Origin of the sequence: Paenibacillus wulumuqiensis (assembly GCF_000971965.1) — a bacterium.
Lineage (GTDB): Bacteria > Bacillota > Bacilli > Paenibacillales > Paenibacillaceae > Saccharibacillus > Saccharibacillus wulumuqiensis.
Map to the genome: position 1 here is coordinate 259,477 of NZ_LAQP01000004.1, position 23,863 is coordinate 283,339.

The following is a 23,863-nucleotide window of genomic DNA, read 5'->3' on the forward strand; positions in this document are numbered from 1 at the left end:
TCGTACTTTCCTCAGCTGCTTCCCGGCTCCGGGTGTGAACGTTGTATACATAGCGTGAAGGCCAGAATGGAGGAAACTGCGTTGGATATTATTAATCAAACGAACCGTACAATGCTCTTTGAAGAAATTAACCCGGAAAAGCTCGATCTAATCACCCTGGTTGGTGATGTTAAAGGTATCGATAGCCTCAGTGACGATAAAATCAAGGAAATCAGCCAGCATTTGTTGGTGCGCAGCTTTGATGATTTTCTGAACAAATTTACACCGACCGTATATTCTTTCTTTAATGCGGCTAATCAGAAAGTGGTCTATACACTTAAAAAGCCGGAAGGAATTGCCGACGATTGCATTTCCGAGATCCGGATTGACCAAAACAACGATTTCCTGAAAATGCTGTTTACCCTGATCGATACCAAGCGCAGCCAGGGAATCACTAACGTTGACTTCAAATTCGAGAATCTGCTGGATATGATCTCACCTAAAAAAGTGATGGACGATATCCGTCAGGTACGTAAAGAAATTCATTATATGTACGGACAGTACGATCAGCTGGATGAAGCGGATCCGAAAAAACTGGAAATGGGTGACAAGCTCAACCAGATGTTCGAAGAAGCGAGCCAGAACTACAACAATGTTATGGCGATGCTGCCGCTGGCCATCGAAGATATCAAAACCCGTCTGCTGCTGGGAGGCACTCAGGATGATCAGGCGGCTGAAGAATTCCGCATCGGTATGCTGACCATCGGTGAAGGCGGCGAACTGCAAATCGTGGAGGCACCAAAAGCCCACACCACGGAATTGATGCTGCTCGATGATAATGGCACAAACGAACTGATCTCCGTATTCGAAGAAGATTACGAAAGCGTCAGCGAGAATCCTTCCATGTATGTCAAAGACCTCGTGGTCCGCACCTTCTGTCCACTTCCTGCCGTAAACACCGAAGTGAACACGGAGCTGGAAGTACAGAATTACAATACGTACCTGGAATTCTACAAAAATGCTAAAGATGAATTCGTCAAGGCGGTTAAACCTCTGGTCGAGAAACTGCTTGGTGTGAAGATGTTCTTCGACCAGTATGCAACCAAAAACCGTGGTATGGCACCAACCCTGCTGATTACCAACACCAAGCTGGATATGCTGGTGAAAAGCACGAATGCACCACGTCTGGAGACATACCTGAACACGGTCAACTCCAAAAATGACTTTACCGATACGATCTGGTTCGGTATTGTGCCATCCATTGAGATGGAAGCAGCAGGCAATGTGCGTGTTAGTCGTGCCCGCTTCAAAGGTACAGAGAAGTCGGCCAAGCAGGAAGGCAACACACTGGAGTCCATGTCGATGCTGCTGCAGATCGTCAAAAACTACAAAGTACAGTTGTTCTTCAACTTTGAATCCGGTGAAGAGACGACATTTAACCATGTGGCCACTTCCGGTATCGACAAGTTCATGGAGAAATGTACACCACTGCTGCGTCAGGATTACAGCGAATTCGCGATTCCTTGCGTACCGAACTTTACGATTATTCCAAAAGACAAATCCGGCGTCATTATCGACAGCCGTATGATGCAGACCGAAGCCGGTGTGCAGCTGTCCAAGGAAAAAGAAGATATTCTCAAACTTTGGATCGAAGGCGTGTATGTAGGAGCTGCCTATGTGGCTGCCGGTCTCGTCTCTGCGTACCAGTGCCCGGAATATCTCAAGGAAATGTTCAAGGATGTACAGCGTGACGCACCAGGCGTACGCTTTGATATTGAATCCGGCGATAACAGCCTGCGTTTTGTAACGACAATGGCCAAGGAAATTACCGGCTTCACCAACAGTATCAAGGATTCCATTAACCGCCGTAACTTCGGCTTCGTCTTCTCTTCGGAAAATGCGCAGCTGCAAGGTAAGGATATCCGCAGAATTACCGTATACAAAGCAAGAAGCCTGGCGATGTCCGAAGATGGATTCGATTCCATTTACAAGACACTGGTCAGCACTTATGTGGAGCGTATCCTGCGCTTCCAGACGAGCGATTTCAAATACGAGAACATCGTCAAATTTTTCAGCAACAATCCAAGCAGTCAAAAGAGCCGCTGGCTGGGTGCCAAAGGCGCTGTCAATTCCATCGTTCAGGACGGCGACGATCTGAACTATGTGATCGACGAGAAAAACAATCTGTGCAATATTGATCTGGTATTTAACGGCAATGTGAAGAACCTGGAAGTCACTATCACCAAGGCAACCAGCGCTGCCCGAGCCTGATCATAAAAACTGCAGCAGGACACGGCAGGGATTCCGCAACGTGATGACGGGTATAACCGTCTGGAATCCCTGCCTCGCCTGATGCCCTGCCCGGAGAATGAGGCAGAGAATCAGGTAACAAGCCGAAATCATTATACATAGAGCGATCGGCAGTATGCTTACTTAGGACTTATTACAGGAACTTCATAGCAAGCGTAATTGTGCCGGTACTCGGGTATGATGCTCAGGTTGTATGTTGGGAGTGCCCTTACGGGTCTACTCTTTTACATAAATTAAAAAAGCATTTATATCAAGGAGGAACACAAATGGGTTTCACACTCAAAGTAGAAGGCGCAGAAACAATTGAACTGGGGATGGACAACATCCAAACGGTGATCTATGACACAGATACACCGGACGATTCCAACGCACGCTCCACAGACGTTGGTTCCACACTGAGAATCACAGGTAAAATCATCACAGCTACCGATGGTGACAACGCAGATGACACTATGAAACTGGCTCTGTGGTCCCTGGTACCTGCTGAGAAAGCAGATTGCTACCGTAAAGTAACACTGGAAGTTATCGCTGCTGATCAAGTGATCCGCAAAATCTACTTCCCGAACGCTTTTGTTGTAGATTACACAGAGCACTTCGGCGATGTAGAAGGCGTAGGTCAATTCTCGATCTACATCAAACAAAAGAAAGACAAAACCGAACTCGCGAAAATCGAGGGCGGATACGCAGTTTAATCCACCAAGTTGGAGCCGTGCAGCTGCGCGGCTCCATAACTTACTTTTAGGTAACTTTTGTGGATGGATTTCATGAAGTGAATTGTATATGAACAAAGGAGGCAAGAATCGCTTGATCAATTATTATCAGGTGCTTGGTCTCTCCCAGACCGCTACACCGGCCGAGATCAAACAGACATACCGCAGGCTCGCCAAGCAGTATCATCCCGATACGAACCAGGGCAGTGCTGAAGCGGAACAGAAGTTCAAGCAGGTGCAGCAGGCTTATGAGACGCTCGGCAATGAAGATGCCCGTCACAAGTATGATCAGAAGCTGGCAGGAGCATCCACAGGTTCTACCGGACCAGCCGGACAGGCAGCAGGAAGCCGCACCACCCGGAGCTCGGCAGCATCGGCAGGAGACAAAAATTTTGATCCGCGTGATGTGCAGACCCAGTTTGAACGCTTTTTCGGCTTTAATCCGAAAAGCAATGATGCGTCTATCAAAAAGGACGACAAAAAGAAAAATCCGCTGGATACCTCAGCGATATTTGAACAATATTTTGGCCCCCGAAAAAAATGATCGTGAAGTGATGGAGGTTGTACATAAGTGAAATCGGAAAGAACCGTAGGTCTATGGTGTATTGATATCGGCATTGCGCTGATCTCGCTGTCTACACTGGTGTATATTTTTGTAATTCCATCGATTTTGCTGAAAATTATAGCTATTCTGGCCATGGTCATTGCCTTTGGCTGGTATGCGTACCACCATTTTTTCAAAAACCAGACCGATGTGCCTGTCTATCAGGAAGTAACGGAGATCATTCTGATCGATGAATTCGGTGAGCGAATCAAAGGTTGGGATATCGTCGGTGAGACCAGCATGCTGATCGGCAAAAACACCCGTCACAACAAAGTGGATATTGATCTGTCCGGCAGTGATTATGCGTCACTGATCAGTTCGCAGCACGCCGTACTGAACTGCGTCAATGGCGAATGGTATGTGGAAGATGCGGATTCCAGCAATGGAACCGGTATTCGTTCGGCTGCCCAGAACAAATCCAATAAAATCGAAATCGGACGTCCCTATCAGATTGGACCGGGAGACGTTTTATATATTGCCAATACCAGACTACTCGTAAATTAAGATTGGGAGATGAGCACAAATGAGTTTGACAAGATGCCCGAACGGACACATGTTCAGCACGAGAAGACACGGAAGCACTTGCCCTTATTGTAATACTGTCGTAGCTGCAGAGGCGGCCTATCCGAATCAGCGTCCTGCGGTACGCGTTCAGGATGAAGAAGATAAGACAATGCCCTACCTCGGAGAGACGGTTGGTATTCATCCGGTAACCGGATGGCTTGTCTGCATTGAAGGACCACAGCTGGGCCAGGATTACCGTATTATGGCCGAAAAGAACTTTATCGGACGTGCCGAAGAAATGCATATCCGCATTATTGGCGACAACACCATTTCCAGACGCAATCACGCTGTGATCGTCTATGATCCGAAAAAGCGCAACTTCTATCTGCTGCCGGGGGATGCTTCCGGTCTTGCTTATCACAACAACGAAGCGGTCTACTCACCGGTAGAACTGAATGCCTATGATGTGATCCAGCTGGGACACAGCAAATTTATCTTTATCCCGCTGTGCGGCGCCCACTTCGAATGGGAAAATAACGCCATGATTGCAGAATAGGAGAACGAAATCGTATGAGTGGAACACCTTATATTATCGTGCTCTGTGCCTGCATCGCCGTAACCGGCCTTGTTTTCTGGCGCCGCCGGCTGACAGCGGGGCTGTATGGAGATGTGTCGCTCGCAGGAGAGGCCGTCAGAGAGGCGTCCCAGGTACTGATCGGCAACGGTCAGACGATCGGGACACGCTCCGAGCAGGATGACTACTTTGCCAGCAAGACAACCGCGGCCGGTACACTCGCTGTGCTGGCTGACGGGATCAGCGGTCTGGCCAATGGACGGATGGCGAGCACGCTGGCAGTAACGACTTTCCTGCGGGAATATGATGAAGTACAGAGTTACCAGCAGATTCCGGATTATATGGAAGAAGCGGCTTATGCGAGCAATCGGGAGATTGTACAGCAGCTCAAAGGCAATCATGGTGGCACAACGCTGGCAACCGTGGTCATCAGCGGACATCATCTGTACTGGGGAGCGGTGGGCGACAGCATTATTACCGTGTTCCGCAACAGCAGCTTCATCCCGGTGAACTCCATGCATACACTAGGTGCGGTACTGCAGCAAAAAGTACTGGCCGGCGAAATGACCCGGGAGCAGGCGGAGAGTAGTCCGCAGCGCAAGCAGCTGGTCAATTATCTGGGCTATGAAGCTTTTGACAGTATGGAGATTGGTGATTATCCGTTTGTACTGCGTCCGGGGGATAAAGTGCTGCTGTGCAGCGATGGGATTCATGACGCACTGACAGAAGTAGAATTGGAAGCCATTTTGACGACGACCGATGATCCGCAGGATGCTGCCGATCAGATCATTGAAAGTATTGAGCAAAAAAATCTGAAGCATCAGGATAACGCGACTGTCATCATTATGCAGCAGGGCTAAACGGGGGTACCGATGAGAAGGGAAAATAGCGATGTAAAGACGGCTTTTGTGTCGGAAGCAGGCTCTTTGCTCGATAATCGTGATTATTTTGCATATACGGAACTGGATGATATGGCTTGCTACGTACTGGCGGACGGGCTGGATGAAGATCAGCAGCAGCGCAGCGCCGAACTGGCAGCGAAGATTATTCTGGAAAACTTTATGGAAAAGCCGACGATGTCCAAATGGCGCATACGCAGATGGTTGAAAGAAGCACATGAGACGCTCAAGTTCGAGAGCCGCCGGATGCGCCTTAAGGCCAGTCTGCTTGTTGTCGTTACGGACTATACCAAGTATGTGTGTGCATCGAGCGGGAATACCCGGCTGCACCATCTGCGCAATGGTCGTCTGCTGCTCAAAAGCAATGACCAGAGTCTGGCCCAGATCATGGCGGACCGTGGCAAATTGGCGCCGGACCGTGTATATCATCACGAAGAGAGCAGCAATCTGATGCAGTATCTCGGCATGCCGGAAGGGTTTGGCATGTCCTTTGTCCGCAAGACACGTATGGTGGATGGCGATGTGCTGCTGCTCAGCAGCGCAGGTCTGTGGAAAGGATTGGATCTGACCGAAATTCTGGATTCATTGTCCGAAGCCAAGGGACCGCAGGAATTCACAGATACACTGGAAGAAGTTCTGCTCAGCAAGCAGTCCTATTACTACGACAATTACACGGCAGCAGCCATTTACATGAACAAGGTATATCAGGATGATCCGAAGAAAAAATGGCGGATTATCCGCCGGATTCTGATTGCAGCGTTAGTATTTTTTGTACTTGGCGGCGGGGTGCTCTGGGCGACCTACCGCAATATCGAGAAAAAGGCGGAAGCAGCGGCCAATCTGATCGAATACCAGCAGACCGGCGACCAGTACACTCAGCAAGGTGATTACAGCAAAGCACTCAAAGCCTACAGTGAAGCCCGCAATGCGGCGATCAAGATCAAGGATCGCCTGCACAAGGTTACACTGACCGACAAAATGAAGATCGCTCAGGCACTCGTCGATGGCGACGGTCACATTAAAAACCAGGAATATGATAAAGCGATTATCAGCTACCAGAGCGCACAGAAGCAGGCGGAGAACTATCCGATCTTCAGCGAAGCGGATATCCAGAAAAAGCTGGAGCAGACCAAGACATTTGCCGCCGTAAATGAAACGGTCAAGGCAGCGGATCTTAAATTCCAGTCCGGTGAATACAGTGCAGCCAAAAAGCTGTACGAGCAGGCCAGCAAGGAAGCCATTCAGGCATCGTATACGGATGCGCAAAAAGATGTGGCTGCCAAGCTGACCGACACACAGACCAAGCTGGATGAGATTCAGCAGCAGACCCAGGAACTGCGGGCGGAGAAGCAGGAGAAACGCGGCGACAAGGCGCTGGATGCCGGCAATTATGATCTGGCCGTAGATGCGTATGGTCAGGCACAGGGCATTTACCAGGAGATCGACAAGCTGGAGAAAGTCCTGGCCATGGAACGCAAAATTGGCAAGGCCGAAACCGAACAGGATAAGTTGGCCCAGGAGGCCAAAGATGCAGCCGATGCTGCCTCAGCGGCATCCGCACAGGCAGCAGCATCTGCAGCGATGAACGGCAGTCTGCCGGTGCCTACATCGGCACCAGGTGCTGGTATGAGTGCCGCCAGCCCGGCAGCGAACGGCTCCGGTACAGCATCTTCCGATACTACAAATGGGGCAGCAGCAGGTACAGGCACCCAATATGGATTGACCGACAGCAAAGTTGCCAATTAATAACATATCCATATCCAGAATAGACAGCAATGAAAGGAGAGGGTGAGCCATGAAAGAAATGCTGGAGTCCCTCATGCAGGACCGGATTCATAAGTTGAGCCAGCTGGAAGACCGCAAGCTGATGCGCCAGCTGGTCAATGAATTCCTCGTTAATATGGTCGATTACCAGGAGCAGATGCTGGATAAGCTGGAACAGCGGGTTCTGGAAGAAAGCAAGACTGTGAGCAGTCTGTATGATATTTATACAACCGTATATCGTCAGGAAGACTGGGATGCGGCACATGAATTTTTGCATCCGGTACTGCCGGAAGATGTGCAGCCGCAGGTGCTCAGCCTGCCGGAACTGCTGATGGTACAAGGTGAAGCGGAGCAGGAGCCGAAGAACAGACTGTTCCGCCTTTTCCTGGAGATGGATAGCACTCAGGTGCTTGCCCTCGCCCGGAGCGGTCGTATGTTCAGAGCACGAGTGACGACAGATGCTGGCGTATACCATGTCGGTGTACAGCTGCGGCCAAGTACCGATTATCAGCGTGAGCTGGAGCGGTTGTATCATAATTTCCAGGTCAATGGATTGGCCTGGCGGACCGTACATCATCCTTATATTTATAAATTTGTAGACGTCATGTTACATAGCTGGGAAGACAAGCCGCAGCAGGAAGAATCGATCGTATCGATCACTGTGGATATGGAAGAATACGAGCCGTATCAGCGTCCGGGCTGGATTCCGGTCTGGAATGTACAGCGGCTGAAGATCAAGAACAGCGGCTTCCCGATTCCGGCACTGGACCGGATTCATTATGAGCATATTATCTCCCTGCACAAGTATGGTACCGAGCATGGATATCTGGCGGATGGTGCAGCCGCGGACATTCGTTACATCAAGCGCAGCCCGGGTGAGATGGTCATCGTCTCTCCGGGAGACCGTTCCGGTTTCTGGGATATTATCAAAATAAACCGCCCTGTGGAGCAGCGCTGGACCTCGTCAGCCTATCCACTCCTCAGCAACGGTCTGCTGGACCAATTTGTGCATCATCATGCAGCCGGTCAGATTCTGCCGGTGCGTACAATGGGAGAACTGACCAGAATCGTTCGCGCCCAGCAGGCTTCTGCAGGGGTGGAGCTTCACAATGTTCAGGTTCGACAGGATACACCGGAAGCTGCTGCTGTACAGGCAGATGTGGAGACCGTGGAACTGAATCCATTTCTCGGGGACAACATCCGGCTCGATGTTCATCGACCGGTATTGGAACTTTCTTTCCGCCGTCTGCCGGAGCACCGCCTGCCTGCTTTTCTGCATGGTGACCAGCTGGCTTATCTGACGGCCGAGCTGCAGCGTCAGCTCCCGGAATACCGCTGCAAAGGAGTCTGGCTGTGAACTATATCTGGGATTTGATGATCAAGGCGCAGGATAATGGTATGCAGCCGGAGCAGATTCATTTCCGGCCGGCCCGCTATTATTCGCCGTATATGGAGCTCAGTCTGTATGATCTGAATGCCACGTCGGTGGATACATATGTGGAGCTGAATCCGTATTACCGTTTTGAGCAGTTGTTTGGCAGCTGGTTTCATCCCGATCTGGAAGAGGATGAAGAATTCCGACATGCCTTGTTCGATATCATTGTCCATTTTCTGGCGCAGATGGATATGTATCAGGGAATGACCCGGAGAGAATATCATATCCGCTTTATTTTGCGGGATATCGAAGAAGGTGTATTTGGGGAAGAAGCGGTTCGTCAGCTGGCACTGCTCAGCCGTGAAGAGCGTGAACAGCTCGGAGAGCAGCTGCTGAGACTGTATGAGGTCGGAGAGCCGCTGTCTCTGCTGCGCCGGATGTTCCGTGACTGGTTCCCGCGTTCACTCATCTATGTGAATCGTGAGGAAAAGGAAGAATTGATGATCTATGTCGGCAAGCAGGATACACCGCCGAATATCGCCAAAGTACAGCTGCTGCTGACGCTGTTCCTGCCTGTGCATTTTGAGGTAAGGCTGTATTGGACGCATCATTTTGGTCTGATCGGCACGGGAGAGACGATGATTATGGACCGGATTGCAATGTATTGATTGAGGGAAAGGAATGACCGCTATGAATAAAACATACTCCTACCGGCTGCACAATCATCCGCTGGAACCCCAGGGCAGCAAAGGGCAGGCGCGTTTTACCAGAGAAGAACTGGAAGAGATGACCACCTTTGAGCTGCGCAATATTTGTTACAAGGAACGGCTCGTGGAAGGAATCGCAGGTACACTGGATCGCGAGGAACTGATTCGTACCATTCTCAAGTTCCGCGGCATGCAGAATACCCTGCGTATCGAACAGTTTCGCAAAGGCGGGTTCGAGCGAATTCAGTCGGTACTGGGACGCTATCTGAACGCCCAGAAGCCGGATCATGGCAGCATTAGAGTACCTGCCCGGATCGTTCTGTATCAGGGCATACGCCTTGGCAGACTGGACGGGTATAAGATCGAATCCGGCACGGTGATCGGCGAGAATGTGCTGCTGGTGAACGGCAATGGAGAACTGTGCGGCATTCTGAACGTCAAGATGATCGAAGACCAGCCGGGCAAATATTTACTGACCGCGCCGAGTCACTGGGAACACCGGATGACATCGAACCAGAATTACAGTCTGTATTTTACCCGCCGTCAGGATTCGGATTATCTGTATCATGCCTATTACAGCGATCGTCCGCTGATTCCGGCCAATCTGCATTATTACCGTGTACCGGTAGCGGAGCTGGAGATTCGGATGCCGGAGCCGACCGATACGGTGTTGGCAATCGATTTTGGTACATCCAATACGACAGCAGGTGCTTATCTCGGCAGCGGTTATGGATCGATGATCCAGCGGGAAGATTCCCCGGTACGCAGCACAGATCGTCTGCTTGGAGAAAGCAATGCCTATCGTACCCAGGATGCCGTCAATTATGTCGTATTTCCCAATGTAACCGACAAGCAGGAGCAGTGGCTGGAGCTGCTGCCGACACTGGCAGCGGCAGCGGATTGTGCGGACCCCGAGAATGTCCGGCTCGTCTATGGTTATGATGCGCTTGCTTATATTCAGCGTAATGGTCATAACAGCCGAGCGACCGTATTCCGCGGCATGAAGCGCTGGGTGAATGATTATGAACGGGTAGAGGAACTGATGGATGCCGCAGGCAATACCGCCTATCTGTCCCGCAGCGAGATTCTCAAAGGGTATATCTCCTACGTGGTCGAGACGGCCGAGCAGCAGTTCAAATGCCGATTTGAGCATTTGCATATTTCCAGTCCTGTCAAGCTCAAAACCCAGTTCCTCGACATGTTCAACCAGATCCTGCCGGATTACCGGATCGAAATGAATGATGCACTGGATGAGGGCATGGCTGTACTGTATAACACGATTGCCGACCAGATTGACAAAGGAACTTATATCGACGGGGAAGAATACCAGGCGCTTGTCATCGACTGCGGCGGCGGTACAACCGATCTCAGTTCCTGCCGCTTCAGTATCCACGAAGGCCGCATTTCCTATGGTCTGGATATCCATACCAGTTATGAAAATGGTGATACCAACTTTGGCGGCAACAATATTACCTACCGGATTATGCAGTGGATGAAAATTGTATTTGCCGAATGGTACAGCGGCCAGCAGCGCCGGATCGACATGGACGCACTGATCGATATTCCGGGTGCTGAGCTGTTCCGGTATGTGGACGAATACGGCATCAAAGCTGTGTACGAAGGCATGGAAGCACGCTATCTGGAAGCTGAGAAGATTATCCCGACGAAGTACCGGGATTATGAGCATCACAGCCGGGATGAATACCAGCGTGTACGCGGCAATTTCTACTTCCTGTGGGCGATGGCTGATCAGATGAAGCAGGAATTTTTCCGCAAAACCGGTATCCTGCGCAGCCGTTTCCAGGATGATAATGAGACCATTCTGGACAGTGATATCAAGATTACCAAAGTCGACCGCTGGTTCCTGTCCATCAGCGAGCCGGATGGACGACTGCGTAATGAATACCGTCCGCCGGATGTGGTCTTCAATATTCGCGAGATCAATCAGCTGATCAAAGCGGATATCTATGAAATTGTGCGCAAGTTCCTGGACGAATTCTACCAGGATGGTCGTCTGCAGGACTATTCGATTATCAAATTGACCGGACAATCCTGCCGGATCGACGTGTTCCGCGAAGCACTCAAGGAATTCGTTCCCGGCCGCAGTATCGAGTTCCGTCAAAAGGCCAAAGAGAACAGCCAGGTGCCGGATCTCAAGCTGGCCTGTCTGCGCGGCGCTATCCGTTATCTCAATGCCAAAAAGATCGGCATGATCAAGCCGGTACTCACCAATGAGATTCCAGCGATCCCTTACTCGGTCAGCGCCTATACGCACACCCGTCAGGAGAAAATGCTGATCCGCAGTCTGGAGCGCCACCATACGTACGGTAACGTCTCCCGTCCGCAGCATACGTCCGAGATCGAATTCTTCGTCTGGGCCGACGACGGCAGTCTGCGTCACCGTTATGTCTACAAAGGCTGGGCACCAAGCTTCCGTCAGGTTGTATATGAGGAGATTGCCGAGATGTACGGGGATCATATCATTCAGGACGAGACGGATTCGATCAGCAACGGCGAGACCAAGTTCTTCGTCTTTGCCGGCGATCAGCGCTGGGGCTTCAACGTGGTACCGGTACTGCGGGACAATGAACAGCTGTATGTGGCAAACCGCCAGTTCTTTGCTTTTGAAAATGATCTGTCGGAGCTGGATTTCTTCGATGGTACCAAATAAAGCACCAAGTAGTTGGTTGTTATTATTATTCCCGGCGATATATCGTCAGGCAGGTTATGCAAGAGGCTGCAGAGCGGAGCACATCTCCGCCTGCTGCGCTTCTTCAGAGTGATTCTGTTACCTCCGTTTGTGTTCTCCGTACTATTGACGCAGCCAGGCATACCATTTGTTCCAGATATCATACTATAGGCAGTTCCTTGATATGGAATCTGCCACTTATCCATCAACCGGTAAAGGCCGGTTCTCTGCTGAGAGATTACAGGTAGGCACCTGTATCCAACAGTACGAGATATCAGTAAGAGCAAGCAGTATTAGCAGTATTAGAAATACCCGCAATACGACAATGTGAGAACTACCAGAGCTATTAGAGCTGCCAGAACTGGTAGAATCACCAGAACTGTTATAACCATAAGAACCGCCTTAGTTTAACAGCATGTATACTCGATAAGTTATTACTACTGGAGCAGCATCACACCGGAATATAAGCCCAGGCACAGAGCAGAAGCAACAGGGTCACTCTGAAGCAGCGGAGCATTTGCCCGATGCAGATAACCCGAGCATTATCATGGATTCACGCATTTGGCAGCATGAGTGCAGCAATCTAATTATCAGGTTGGCAAACATCATTTCATCATGCCCAACAAACGATTTAACCTATACAGTTCACTGCAGAAAAGGAAGGGAGGAACCGGCATGTTCCAATACAGTTATCCCCGGTTCGAAAAAGGACGCGTACTCAAAACAGAAATGCTCGCCAGTGTAAGGGATTATCCTCGCAGTCTGGTCGATGTTCGTTACCATGAGTACAGCGACGGCATTATTACAGGTGCACAGGTGACCGTCAATGAACGGGAGCTGACAATTGCCCCGGGACTGATCAAGCATCAAGGTCGGTTGTATGTGCTGGAGCAGGAGCAGCAGATTGAATACGATGCGACCGGTGTGGAGACTATATTGAAAGTACGGTTTTACGAAAATGGATCCGACCGTGACTTTGAACGATATACCGGCGAGATTGTGCTGGAAGAAGAGATCGTGAGCGAGAGTGAAATCGAGCTCGGCCGATTCAAGCTGAAGCATGGTGCTGTACTGCGTTCGGAATACGTGGACTTTGCCGACCTGGTGACGGAGTATAACACGTTTCATACCGTGCATATACAGTACAGCGGCATCGGAGCAGCGACGATATCACCTTTTGTTTTCCGCTGGTTTGCCCGTGAACTGTTCGCCCAGGGAGCGAGCCACCCGAACCCGCTGGACTTGTCCTTTGCACTGCTATGCCTGAATCAGGAGCGGATCGAGCGTGCAGCTGTACTCAGCTACCTATCGGCCCGATTCGGTCACCCTTACCGGGAGCTGGATAATGCCAAGATTCATCAATCGCTGGAACGCGTACTGGCCGAGAACGGCGGACGCCGTGGCAAGTCAGGTATGCAGCGCTCCGGACCACAGCGAATGCTCGTGGATTGAACATTTTATTAAGAATAAAAAGTAAGTTGAATAGCAGTATAGATAATCTCAAAGTAGGATTTGGTAATCAGAGGCATTGCATGCGTAAAAGATCGGCATCATTATTTGCAGTAAGAATGAAAGAAGGTACTTGCTAATGAAGCATATGGATGAGTATATTATCTCGCGAATGTATGGAACTTTTTCTACAAGCTCCAGTTCAACTACCGAACTGAAGAATGAAGAATCTGTCTTAAATACAGCAGCTGAGCGCTCACAGGAAGAAACAGTAATTACCATAGATGAAAAACCGATTCGCTTTACAGCTGTAGAACTGTCGGAAAAAGGTATAGCGTGTCTGCTTCCTGATTACTTTGCTCCAATGCCTACAGAAGAAGCACGTATGAAATATCCATCTGAGCAGCGTCCAACTGTAATTTACTGTAATCCGGAAGGCACAGTGGATTTCACGCTCAATCCTTCCGATATGGAGGCCGAAGATCATGAACTGGAACAGATTGCCAAGCAGCTCTCTGTTATGCTTCGTGACGTACAGCCTATACGCAGCTGGAAAGGCATGGAGACACTGACAACGGAACATATGACACTAATTATCATGCGCTTTGTGACATCCGCGATCGATGGTCATATTTATAATGAGATGCTGCTGTTTAATCGTAATGGCAGGCTGCAAATCGGTACTTTTCATTGTGAAGCCGAACAAATGGAGCAGTGGGAACCAGTGACGGAAGTCATTATCCGTTCATTGCGTCTTCTGACAGAAAGGGAGCATACATATGAGTCTGGATTATCATAATTTGCAAATACAGCCGTTTCCGCTAGTAAATCTGGAGCAGTTCACCTTAACAAAGAAAATTAATGAGCACACTCACTTATACTTTACAGGAGTTATTCCTGAAGAAATGAAGGATAGCTATATTAACAGTACGGAGACAGATACCATTATTCAAGTAGGGCAGCTGGATGAAAGTAGACAAATCAAGCCTTTATTTAGCGGGATTGCACTCTCTATTGAAGTGAAGGTAGTACGCGGTGTGTATTATCTGGAAGTGGAAGCTGCTTCCCATACGTATCGGATGGATGTGCAACGTCGAATCCGTTCTTTTCAGGATGTGGAGATGACCCTACCCGAACTGCTAAAACAAATCGGCAAAAATTATGAAGGTTTGGACGTAATCGATGGAGCCACAGGCGGAACAGCAATGAAACGTATTGCTGTTCAATACAAAGAGACGGATTGGCAATTTCTCCGCCGACTCGCCTCACGTTATCATACGAGTCTTATGCCAGTAGCGCAGTTTGATGAACCGAAATTTTATTTTGGTATTCAGGATACGTACCAGCCTGTAGTCCTGGACCATACACGTTACACGGTGCGCAAGCGTATGGTACCTTTCCGTTATTTTCAGCAGAATGATGGCACAACTATGGAAGAAAATGATTTTGTGGTATATGAAGTAGAGACCGATGAAGTATTGGATTTGGGCAGCCATATTCATTTTCAAGGAAAAAGTCTGTATGTAACAGAGGCCTACATGGATATGCATAACGGCTTAATCCGTCACCTCTATGTGCTGAGTTCCTACAAGGGTCTTCGCCAGAAAAGCTATTATCAGGAAATACTCGCTGGTGCCTCGCTGAATGGCACGGTCATTGATGTTCGAGGCGATCAAGTGAAAATACAGCTGGATTGTGATGAAAAACAGGATGTATCCAGAGCGCATTGGTTCCCATATTCCACAGTCTATAGTGCAGGGGATCATACAGGTTGGTATGTAATGCCTGAAAAAGGAGACCCGGTCAGTCTGTATTTCCCGGGCAGCAGAGAAGAGGATGGATTCGCACGAGGAGCCATTCGCAGAGCTGCAAGAAACGCCCCAAATAATAAGCTTTCCAATCCGGCTGTAAAAATATGGCGTACTCCTTATGGACGTGAAATACAATTGGCACCGGATGGAATTACTGTGAGCGCTCAGGATGGCGCTGTATATATCCATCTGGATAATAAAAATGGCATCCAGATTGTCAGCAATCAACAGGTAAGTATCTCGGCAGGTGGCAATCTCAGTCTATCGGCAGGCAAAACGATGAGCTTATCGGCAGGCGGATCACTAACACTGGATTGTAATGGAAGCCATATTAACCTAAGTGGAACAGCAGATGTGAAGGGTGCCGAAGTAAAATCGAATTAACTTATAGTTTAGCTGCCTTACTTTCAAAAAATGCCGAAAAAACAAGCAAAATGGTGTTGCTCAATGTAAGTACAATCTGTATTAAGTCGGTAAAAATCAAAACCATATCCAAGCCCATTATGGGTACGGCAGAAAATCTGTAACAAAAATTAATAGATCGGATGCAGCATATCCAAAGCAGGTGAGAAGCAATGTTTTTAAACAGGTCCTTAATAACTGCAGAGCAAAAGGAAATTATCCGTAGTCAGGTTAGAGCGCGTATTCAGCAGCAGCTGAGAAGTGATTATCAGGTATTTCGAAATGACTGGTTAGAAGAGATCAAAGCGAACTTTATCTCCTGCTGTCGTAATATTTGTATTCAGCAGGCTGCTGGTGCCAAAGAAGCGGTCGATTATATTTTGTATTCGCTTCTGCGTACCGGTTTGATGGATGATCAGCCTGCCTATCTGATTCAAGCGACAGATGAAAACAATGTCTTTGACCGCAATCCATTGGAATATGAGTATGACGGTAATTGTCTATACCGCTATTGGAAACTGCTGTTGGAAGAGCTGACTGCAGAAGCAAGTAGCAGCGGCTGGCAAATCAGTGTAGTCGAAATGGACCATATCCGTCTGGAAGAAGCGGATTATTTCCATCATGCAATAATACCTTTATTGCGTAAAGCGGTTCGCCAGGCCGTTCAGCTGCCGGAGTATATGAAGATGAATCGGTCAGAACAATTGGAAATACGAGCGGGTGAGTACCTTGATCAGAGCATTTTGATTTACAAAGAAAATCGTACTAACCCCAATGCTGCCGAGATACATCTTTGGCTCTCAGAAAAGAATCCTTATACCTATGGGTATCAGCATATACATGATATAACGCTTTCGATGAATGATTATAAGGAAATGGATTTTAGATACACTACTTTTCGTTGCGTTCAAGTGGAGCTATGCCGCCTGGATTTCTCGATTCTGGCAGGCACCCAGTGGCAGGAATGCAAACTGGAAAAGTCGGCTCTTCCATTCAGTCTGCTGCATGGAGCTGATTTTAGTGGTTGTACATTACAGTATGTATTGCTGGATGGAGTTATGGGATCAGCAGGAACAGAGGAACTGGATTGGGAGCCGCTTGGATATGATGGTGTAAATTTTACGCAGACACAAATCTCGCATTGCTGGCTGCGGGAGTCTAAGCTTCGGGAAGCCTGTTTCCAATACAGCCAACTCGATCAGGTCGATTTTAGCAAAGCAGGTTTGCGACAGGCCGATTTCCGGGAATCCCGGCTTACGAATATTATTTTTCAGGATGCCGATCTTCGAGATGCCTGTTTTGATCACTGCAACTTGGATAATGTTTCTTTTGCAGGAGCTAATCTGCAGGGAGCATCTTTTAACGGAGCGAAGCTGAAAAATATAGATTTTACTGATGCTGTGTTATCGATCAAACAGCTGGACGCACAGCAGCGTCATAATGCATACGGTATCGATGTAGCCGGAGGTAGATTGCAATGAGATATTTTCAACTATCAGGTGATGATCGCATACCGAATACGATTAAGCCACCAGCCTGGTCAATTCTGCAGCAGCGTGAAATCTTGTCTTCGCTATCACTTCCCGGTCGAGAGCTGCCTCCGTTAACCATTCATGTACATGAAGATGATTATACTATTTATCCGGATATGCTGAACATTCCGGCACCGCTCGTATCGGATTCACTCAAGCAGTTGTTGGAAAAGTTCTTGCCGAATAAAGGATGGCGTGCGGTGATGCTGTCGGATATCGATCGTGGCCGCCAGCATCTATACTGGCTGCTGCAGCCGGACGTTGTTGAAGCCCGTTCTGTTCAAAGTATATTTCGCCCGGATGGTACCTTGGAGCAGCTTGTACTACATCATGAAAAGATCCAGCAGCCTATTTTTCGGGTTGCTGGATTGCGTGAACCGTATGTCTATATCAACCTGGCTGCAGCAGAAAGTTTGCTGCGCCGATCCTATACAGGAATTCGGCTGATCAGAATACCGACAGTAAGAGCAGAATAAATATATTATTCTGGCGTGGAAAGGAGAGACTTATGGAGAATTCCCAGATTCAGGCAGGCAATGGTGCCAAAAAAAGCTATGTGGTAGCAGGGGCTATTCTGAGCTGCAGTTACGGTACGCAGCCTACCCGGCTAAAGCGCCCGTTCAGTCATGGCGTCTATGTCAAAAACAAGGCGCAAATGAATATTGGTGACTATCTGCCGGGGACAAATATCAGTTCATTTGGCAATTGTTCTTGTCTACAAAATCCTGCTGTGCAAGCTAGCAATATGGTAGATATCTATGGTGTCAAAAAGGCGCCATGCATACCAGCAATCACACAACCATGGCTAAATGGAAAGTCGGATGTGCTGATTGAAGGACAGCCTGCACTTACTCATAACTGTACCCATCAATGCCTGTATGGAGGAAATATCAAGATTGAGAATGATGGACAGGAATTAGATTTCTAGAATAGGAGACTACATACCTTGACTTTACTATTCAAAGGGATTGGCTATGAAAGTCTGCGGCTGGATGGCCCTATTCATCCCCAGCATTTCAATGAGCTGACCATTACCCGCAAACTCAATGAACATGGTTATATGATGGTCACCGGGGTATTGCCAGAAGAACAAGGGGCAAGTATGATTCATCATGAGTTGGAAGGGCAACCAGTGGTGCTTCGTCAATTGGATACGGAGGGTCATTCGGTTCAGCGATTATTTCATGGGATCATTACTCGCTTCACGGTTCACTGTATTCGAAGTGTCTATACATTTGAGCTGGAAGCGATCTCGCAATCAGGGCAAATGGATGTGGAGCGTAAACGGCGATCTTTTCAGCATACCAAGCAGACGTATGCTGAACTGGTCACTGCACTGGTACGCGAATATACGTATGGAGATGCTATTGATACCATAGCGAATGCTACCCCGTTAGGTGGCCTGGTATTGCAGTATGATGAGACTGACTGGCAGTTCCTGAAGCGGCTGGCCTCCCGATTTGGTTCGGTACTTGTACCGGAGATTACGGCGGCTTCGCCCAAAGTCTTCTTTGGCGTGCCGGAAGGAAAATCCTATGCGCTCGGTGAAGATACCTTTTACCGGATTCGTAAAACTTTTGGACAGATTCGCTCAGCGGATGGAGATGTAGAAGACTATAGTGCCAATGTAAGTACCTCTTCTAATAACAAGCACATGTCTGGTTATATCTCCTACTTTATTGACAGCCTGCAGTATTATGCACTGGGGGATCATCTTACCTTACCAGCGAGTGCCGGATCAACCGAGTTGGTTGTGGTACAAGCTCATACCGTGCTGCGAGATGGATTACTTGAGACTTCTTATGAATTGCAGCATCCCCAGCAGATCCGATTCTACAGCTATGACAATGAACAGATGATCGGGATCACCCTGACCGGTACGGTAGAGGAAGTAGCGGCTGACTTTGTCCGCGTGAAGCTGGATATCGATGAGGCGTATCATCGTAAGCATCCGAGAGCAGCAGTTAACCAAGAACTTAGCTGGTTTCCGGTCAGTACACCCTATGCCGCTGAACAGCATACCGGCTGGTACGACATGCCCGAGAAAGGGGAGCAGGTAGAGCTGCATATCCCCAATTCCCTGGAATCCAATGCCCATGTGCTGGGCAGCTTGCGCCAGCAACCTGCCAGTGTTAGCGATCCGGATACCAAAATATGGAGCCACCCGGCAGGCAGTCAGGTGCAGATGGATGGACAGGAGCTTCGCTTGTCCACTTCCGGTCACATGACCATTTCTCTGCAGCCGGAGAGTGGAATAGAGATCAGCAGTCCCGGTCATATCGGCATTCAGGGTGGCAGTGTACAGCTCAATGCCAGCCAGACGTTGTCGCTAGAAGCTGGAGAAGCGATTCGTCTGAAAGGCGGCCAGAGCAGCATGATTGTAGATGGTGACACCGATCTGCATGCGCCGACGATTCATGAGGTAGGGACCGTAAAAGCTCCTGTAGTTGTAGCCGATCTTGCCCTGGTGCCAGAGCCGCCGCTAATGACGATAGAAGCGTACAAAGCCGGTCAGGCCGCAGCGCAGCAGCAGAAGGCGAAAGCTCAGGCAGTAGCTGCACCACCCAAAGCGAAAATCACTCCACCAGCCGAACAGAAAAAAGCAAGCGGTCTGCTGGGGTTGCTATCTAAGGTAACTGCTGCCATTCCGATGAAGACGACGAGCAAGGTGTTGATGGGAATCAACAGCCCGCTGGCAAGAGTGGCAGGAGTGATGATGCAGGTGAATGCCACCGTGCCAGCACGCCGATCCGGTGGCGGAGGCAGTGGTGGTGGGAAAAGCTCCTTATTAGCGAGTGTCGCCAGTTCGGTATGGCAGGGAATTGTAAGACAATATGAACATGATCAAGAGCAGCGAACCCACTATGATCACTGGATTTTAGGGAAGGTATTCACCAGCGCTCGTAACCTCATTACATCTTCTAGCCCTTTAGATTTTGTGAAAACACTATGGAATGAATCGTTATCGCTCACAAATGCATATCAGCAAGTGCCGGACAAGATTAGAAAACAGTGGAACAAAGAATATACAGAGCGAGAATTGAAACGACTCGGAGAAATGGACATCAAAGATTTAACCTTAGCTGAGGTGCTGCAGTTAAATCCTGGAGGATGGAAATTTTTTGATAAAGAAGCTGAAGGTTACTATATTACGCAAAACTATTATACGTTATGGATGTATGGTAGCAACGCCTATAAGCGTCTAGATAATGCGATGTATGGTAGCGGTTATTTCTTGCCCAAGTTAGAAGAGATGCGTAAGCAAGGAAAGGATCTTTCTCAGCTTACTGTAGCTGAAATGGATGAAATGAGTCAGAGTGAAGCAATCAAATTGGAACGTATTAGCCTAGCTACTACACTTGCTTTGGACTTTACAGGTTCAAGGAGCATAAGTAGTGGATTTTCAGAACATCTTCCTATTGGAAAAGGAACGGGAAAAAGTAAACCTTTACTAGAGCCTTCATTTGGGAATAAAAGCGGTAAATTATCTTATACTCACGACGCAGATGATCATCTTGTAATTGGAAAAGCATTGGTTCAGAGAGGAAAAGGCATCAAAGGAGTTAAGGGTGCACATAACAGAGACAGTTTCATGGAAATTTTGAAAAATGATGCTGAGAAACATGGTTATAAATTAGAAGATTACATTGTTGATGTAATACCTCTTCCCAATGCTAAAGGGGTATACGAAGTGAAATATAGAATCGCTGCACAAGAAATAGATAGGAGTATTTCTGTTAAACCTAACGAGCCTCCAGTAATGAAGGTAGTTCCTGGAGTATTTACAGATATAAAAAATCCTAAAACTATATATGATCCTCATATAATAAGTGATGAAGCAATGAAAAAGATGGCAAAAGAAGCTTTAGAGCAAGGAACACAAAATGGAAGCTTATTGAAAGGCACTTATAAATCAGATGAATACCCAGAAGGATTGAATTTTACTGGGCATTTAGATAAGGAAGGTAATATCACTTCTTATTATCCTTCATCTAAATAAAAAAGGAGTGTATTCACTATGTTGTCACAGATAACTGATAAAAAAACACAGCAAGAATTAATGGAAAGATTTTTTTGGTTTATTGGGGATGGATATTTTTTGGATGCCTTACATGCATACAAAAAAGGGGAGGGATTTGGAATAGAGAGTATAGCTTGTTTGTTTCATGATGAATTTCAGCCTTGGGAAGAGACGTACTTTGGAAATAGCGGAGTAGCCTATATAGAAGAACAAGATCCATATGAAGAGAGCTTAATGTTTGTAATGAATTATCAAGAGTTTTATAGACATCTTCAACAAAATAGTGATAAATATCTAATAAAATTTCCACAGAAGAAAATTGAAGTTGAGGAATGCTTGAATGCTTATAGAGAAAAATTTAATATTAATGACTTATCTAAGGAGTGATAAGCAAGTTTAATTAATTCAATATAAAGTTAGTCTTAAAATAAAATTTTAATAAAATTGAGAAGAACTAGGATGTGTCTGATAATGAATGTATAAGGGTAGGTTCTACTTATTTTTCAATGGATATTGATTTAGAGGATGAAGAGTATATAGAACGATATCGAAAAGAAAAGTTTAAATGTATGGTGTAAATACTAACATATTTAGTAGTGTTCAATTTATATCCTGTACTTTTGATAAGGGATAGCTAAAGTTTCTTGAGTTTGTTGGGAAGCTATTAGAAAATAATGATCAGGATTTGATTATTGAAGATGGTTATAGTTATCCATTATTAAAAAGAATACAGGGGAATTTATTTATAAATAGTAAACTTGATGAAGAAACGTCTTGGTATGTAATGAAGAAAATGTAAAGCTACTTAATTAGCCATACCAAGAAATAGATTTTTAAGTGAAAAATCAGGAAACTTAATATTATTAGCAAAGCAGATCACAATTCAGGATTATTGCTTGTATTGTGATTTTTTTTGTCTGCAGGTTAATAGTTCATCCAGGAAAGGGGCCTTTTATGCAGCATGTAGTAACATATGACCAGATTGAGATTATGCCGTATAAGCTAGTTCGGCTCCATGATTTTAAAGTGACCAAGACCGTCAACGATCATGCCCGAATGACATTTACCGGCATTATCGACGAGAAGAAGCGGGAGCTGTATGTACAGGCTTCGGATGAAGATACTCAGATCAAAGCCTTTATCAAAGACGAAGCCGGTAACCGCCATCCCATCTTCCGCGGGATCGCCATGGAAGTGGAAGAGCATGTCGTCAATGGGGTACATTACCTTACCGTTGAAGCGATTTCTCATACGTATGAGCTGGATATCAAGCGCCACAAGCGCTCTTTTCAAAATCCGGGCCTGTCTTACAATGCATTGATCCAGAAAATCATCGCACCTTATGGCAAAGCAGAAGCCCAGGATATGGTCACCGACGGACAAGCGATCGGTACCTTCGTCATGCAGTATGATGAGACCGATTGGGAATTCCTGAAGCGCCTGGCTTCCCATTTCTATTCACCGCTCATCCCGGCTGTCGGCTACGGCGTACCCAAATTTTACTTTGGACTGCCGATGGGACTGGACAAGGGCGAGATTGATTCGATCAATTACAAAGTCAACAAACGTGTAGCCGATTACCAGCGCGCTGCCGAGAATCATATTCCCGGTGTTCAGGATCAAGACTTTATCCAGTACGAAGTGGAATCAGTCAAAGTACTGGAGCCCGGCTACGAAGTGAAATTCCGCGGACAGAAGCTGCTCGTGAGCGAAGCCGTGACCGAGATGAAAGGCAGCATCCTGACCCATACGTACAAGCTGTCCCCACGCAGCGGCATCCGCCCGATCAAAAATTACAACCGGACCATCATCGGCGCCTCGATCTACGGTAAAGTCGTCGGCATCCACCGGGACAAAGTACAGATCAAGTTCAAAATGGACGAACAGCTGGATACCAGTACTGACTTCTGGTTCCCGTATTCGACTATCTATGCATCGGCAGATAATACCGGCTGGTACTGCATGCCGGAAGAGAATGACGATATCCGCATTTATTTCCCGTCTTACCGGGAAGAGGAATGTTATGCGATGAGCTCGGTGAAAAGGGACGCGCCGGCGCCAGCAGCTGCGTCAGCAGCACACGCAGCGCCAGCACCGACTGCTTCCGGATCGCATTCATCCGGCGGTAGGGGAGCATCATCTCCGACAGCATCCGCAGCACCAGCAGCATCTGCAGCTGCGAGTCAGAAAACTATCGAATCACAAATGGATCCGCGTCTGGCTCAGGATCGTATGTCCGATCCGGCAGTCAAGACGATGAGAACAAAAAGCGGCAAGGAAATTATGCTTGCTCCACACGAAATTGTCATTTCAAGTGGCAGCAACCTGTATATCAAGATAAGCGATTCCGAGGGCATTATTATTAATAGTCCTTCTAACGTCAATATAACGGCAGGTACAGAAATGACACTGTCTTCCAAAGATATGAAATTGAATGCAGGTACGATTGAATTAATGGGGAATGGCAACAGCATCCGACTGGATGATAAAACTACCTTTATGGCTACGGAAGTCAAAATGAATTAAATCGGAG

At 47.6% G+C, this 23,863-nt stretch carries 19 protein-coding genes; all 19 read left to right on the top strand.

The features are described from left to right. The first annotated feature begins 66 nt into the window (after positions 1-66). The gene (locus WH45_RS13170; protein ID WP_235338368.1) at positions 67-2,250 is read left to right on the top strand and encodes a transcriptional regulator; all 2,184 of its coding nucleotides are present in this window, start codon (positions 67-69) and stop codon (positions 2,248-2,250) included. Between the two features lie 305 nt (positions 2,251-2,555). Further along, on the top strand, positions 2,556-2,981 hold the full coding sequence (locus WH45_RS13175) for a hypothetical protein (RefSeq protein WP_017814712.1): 426 nt from the start codon (positions 2,556-2,558) through the stop codon (positions 2,979-2,981). Positions 2,982-3,093: 112 nt separating this feature from the next. Then, complete coding sequence (locus WH45_RS13180) at positions 3,094-3,543, top strand: J domain-containing protein (protein WP_046214869.1); 450 nt, start codon at positions 3,094-3,096, stop codon at positions 3,541-3,543. Between the two features lie 27 nt (positions 3,544-3,570). Further along, positions 3,571-4,107 carry an FHA domain-containing protein gene (locus WH45_RS13185; RefSeq protein ID WP_046214870.1) on the top strand — a complete coding sequence of 179 codons (537 nt, stop codon included), beginning with the start codon at positions 3,571-3,573 and terminating at the stop codon, positions 4,105-4,107. A gap of 19 nt (positions 4,108-4,126) precedes the next feature. Further along, positions 4,127-4,663, top strand: a complete 537-nt coding sequence (locus tag WH45_RS13190; protein WP_017814715.1) for an FHA domain-containing protein — start codon at positions 4,127-4,129, stop codon at positions 4,661-4,663. Between the two features lie 14 nt (positions 4,664-4,677). Continuing rightward, positions 4,678-5,541, top strand: coding sequence for a PP2C family protein-serine/threonine phosphatase (locus WH45_RS13195; RefSeq protein WP_046214871.1), 864 nt, complete (start codon positions 4,678-4,680; stop codon positions 5,539-5,541). Between the two features lie 12 nt (positions 5,542-5,553). After that, entirely contained in the window at positions 5,554-7,326 is a 1,773-nt protein-coding gene (locus WH45_RS13200; RefSeq protein ID WP_046214872.1) for a PP2C family protein-serine/threonine phosphatase, read from the top strand. A gap of 49 nt (positions 7,327-7,375) precedes the next feature. Continuing rightward, positions 7,376-8,701 (top strand): hypothetical protein, encoded by a 1,326-nt coding sequence (locus WH45_RS13205; protein WP_052723768.1) that lies wholly within the window; start codon positions 7,376-7,378, stop codon positions 8,699-8,701. Beyond that, positions 8,698-9,387, top strand: coding sequence for a hypothetical protein (locus tag WH45_RS13210; protein ID WP_046214873.1), 690 nt, complete (start codon positions 8,698-8,700; stop codon positions 9,385-9,387). The genes WH45_RS13205 and WH45_RS13210 overlap by 4 nt, the downstream gene beginning before the upstream one ends. A 22-nt stretch (positions 9,388-9,409) precedes the next feature. Beyond that, on the top strand, positions 9,410-12,097 hold the full coding sequence (locus tag WH45_RS13215; protein ID WP_046214874.1) for a molecular chaperone: 2,688 nt from the start codon (positions 9,410-9,412) through the stop codon (positions 12,095-12,097). Between the two features lie 693 nt (positions 12,098-12,790). After that, positions 12,791-13,567: a hypothetical protein gene (locus tag WH45_RS13220; protein WP_046214875.1), complete on the top strand. Its 777-nt coding sequence runs from the start codon at positions 12,791-12,793 to the stop codon at positions 13,565-13,567. Between the two features lie 136 nt (positions 13,568-13,703). Next, positions 13,704-14,363, top strand: a complete 660-nt coding sequence (locus tag WH45_RS13225) for a hypothetical protein (RefSeq protein ID WP_052723769.1) — start codon at positions 13,704-13,706, stop codon at positions 14,361-14,363. Beyond that, positions 14,344-15,759, top strand: a complete 1,416-nt coding sequence (locus WH45_RS13230; protein ID WP_046214876.1) for a contractile injection system protein, VgrG/Pvc8 family — start codon at positions 14,344-14,346, stop codon at positions 15,757-15,759. The genes WH45_RS13225 and WH45_RS13230 overlap by 20 nt, the downstream gene beginning before the upstream one ends. Positions 15,760-15,950: 191 nt before the next feature. After that, positions 15,951-17,258 (top strand): pentapeptide repeat-containing protein, encoded by a 1,308-nt coding sequence (locus WH45_RS13235; RefSeq protein WP_046214877.1) that lies wholly within the window; start codon positions 15,951-15,953, stop codon positions 17,256-17,258. Further along, entirely contained in the window at positions 17,255-17,785 is a 531-nt protein-coding gene (locus WH45_RS13240; protein ID WP_046214878.1) for a hypothetical protein, read from the top strand. Before WH45_RS13235 ends, WH45_RS13240 begins: the two co-directional genes overlap by 4 nt. 32 nt (positions 17,786-17,817) lie before the next feature. Continuing rightward, positions 17,818-18,237, top strand: a complete 420-nt coding sequence (locus WH45_RS13245; RefSeq protein WP_046214879.1) for a DUF4280 domain-containing protein — start codon at positions 17,818-17,820, stop codon at positions 18,235-18,237. Positions 18,238-18,255: 18 nt separating this feature from the next. Further along, complete coding sequence (locus WH45_RS13250) at positions 18,256-21,309, top strand: contractile injection system protein, VgrG/Pvc8 family (RefSeq protein WP_052723770.1); 3,054 nt, start codon at positions 18,256-18,258, stop codon at positions 21,307-21,309. 18 nt (positions 21,310-21,327) lie between these two features. Beyond that, a complete protein-coding gene (gene cdiI / locus WH45_RS23655) occupies positions 21,328-21,717 on the top strand; it encodes a ribonuclease toxin immunity protein CdiI (protein ID WP_046214880.1) in 390 nt (129 codons plus the stop codon). Positions 21,718-22,284: 567 nt separating this feature from the next. Continuing rightward, positions 22,285-23,856 carry a type VI secretion system Vgr family protein gene (locus WH45_RS13260; protein WP_046214881.1) on the top strand — a complete coding sequence of 524 codons (1,572 nt, stop codon included), beginning with the start codon at positions 22,285-22,287 and terminating at the stop codon, positions 23,854-23,856. Positions 23,857-23,863: the final 7 nt, after the last annotated feature.

Coding starts and splice junctions, on each gene's coding strand:
- WH45_RS13170 (WP_235338368.1), top strand. CDS start 67: ATGGAGGAAACTGCGTTGGATATTATTAATCAAACGAACCGTACAATG.
- WH45_RS13175 (WP_017814712.1), top strand. CDS start 2,556: ATGGGTTTCACACTCAAAGTAGAAGGCGCAGAAACAATTGAACTGGGG.
- WH45_RS13190 (WP_017814715.1), top strand. CDS start 4,127: ATGAGTTTGACAAGATGCCCGAACGGACACATGTTCAGCACGAGAAGA.
- WH45_RS13195 (WP_046214871.1), top strand. CDS start 4,678: ATGAGTGGAACACCTTATATTATCGTGCTCTGTGCCTGCATCGCCGTA.
- WH45_RS13200 (WP_046214872.1), top strand. CDS start 5,554: ATGAGAAGGGAAAATAGCGATGTAAAGACGGCTTTTGTGTCGGAAGCA.
- WH45_RS13205 (WP_052723768.1), top strand. CDS start 7,376: ATGAAAGAAATGCTGGAGTCCCTCATGCAGGACCGGATTCATAAGTTG.
- WH45_RS13215 (WP_046214874.1), top strand. CDS start 9,410: ATGAATAAAACATACTCCTACCGGCTGCACAATCATCCGCTGGAACCC.
- WH45_RS13220 (WP_046214875.1), top strand. CDS start 12,791: ATGTTCCAATACAGTTATCCCCGGTTCGAAAAAGGACGCGTACTCAAA.
- WH45_RS13225 (WP_052723769.1), top strand. CDS start 13,704: ATGAAGCATATGGATGAGTATATTATCTCGCGAATGTATGGAACTTTT.
- WH45_RS13230 (WP_046214876.1), top strand. CDS start 14,344: ATGAGTCTGGATTATCATAATTTGCAAATACAGCCGTTTCCGCTAGTA.
- WH45_RS13235 (WP_046214877.1), top strand. CDS start 15,951: ATGTTTTTAAACAGGTCCTTAATAACTGCAGAGCAAAAGGAAATTATC.
- WH45_RS13240 (WP_046214878.1), top strand. CDS start 17,255: ATGAGATATTTTCAACTATCAGGTGATGATCGCATACCGAATACGATT.
- WH45_RS13245 (WP_046214879.1), top strand. CDS start 17,818: ATGGAGAATTCCCAGATTCAGGCAGGCAATGGTGCCAAAAAAAGCTAT.
- cdiI (WP_046214880.1), top strand. CDS start 21,328: ATGTTGTCACAGATAACTGATAAAAAAACACAGCAAGAATTAATGGAA.
- WH45_RS13260 (WP_046214881.1), top strand. CDS start 22,285: ATGCAGCATGTAGTAACATATGACCAGATTGAGATTATGCCGTATAAG.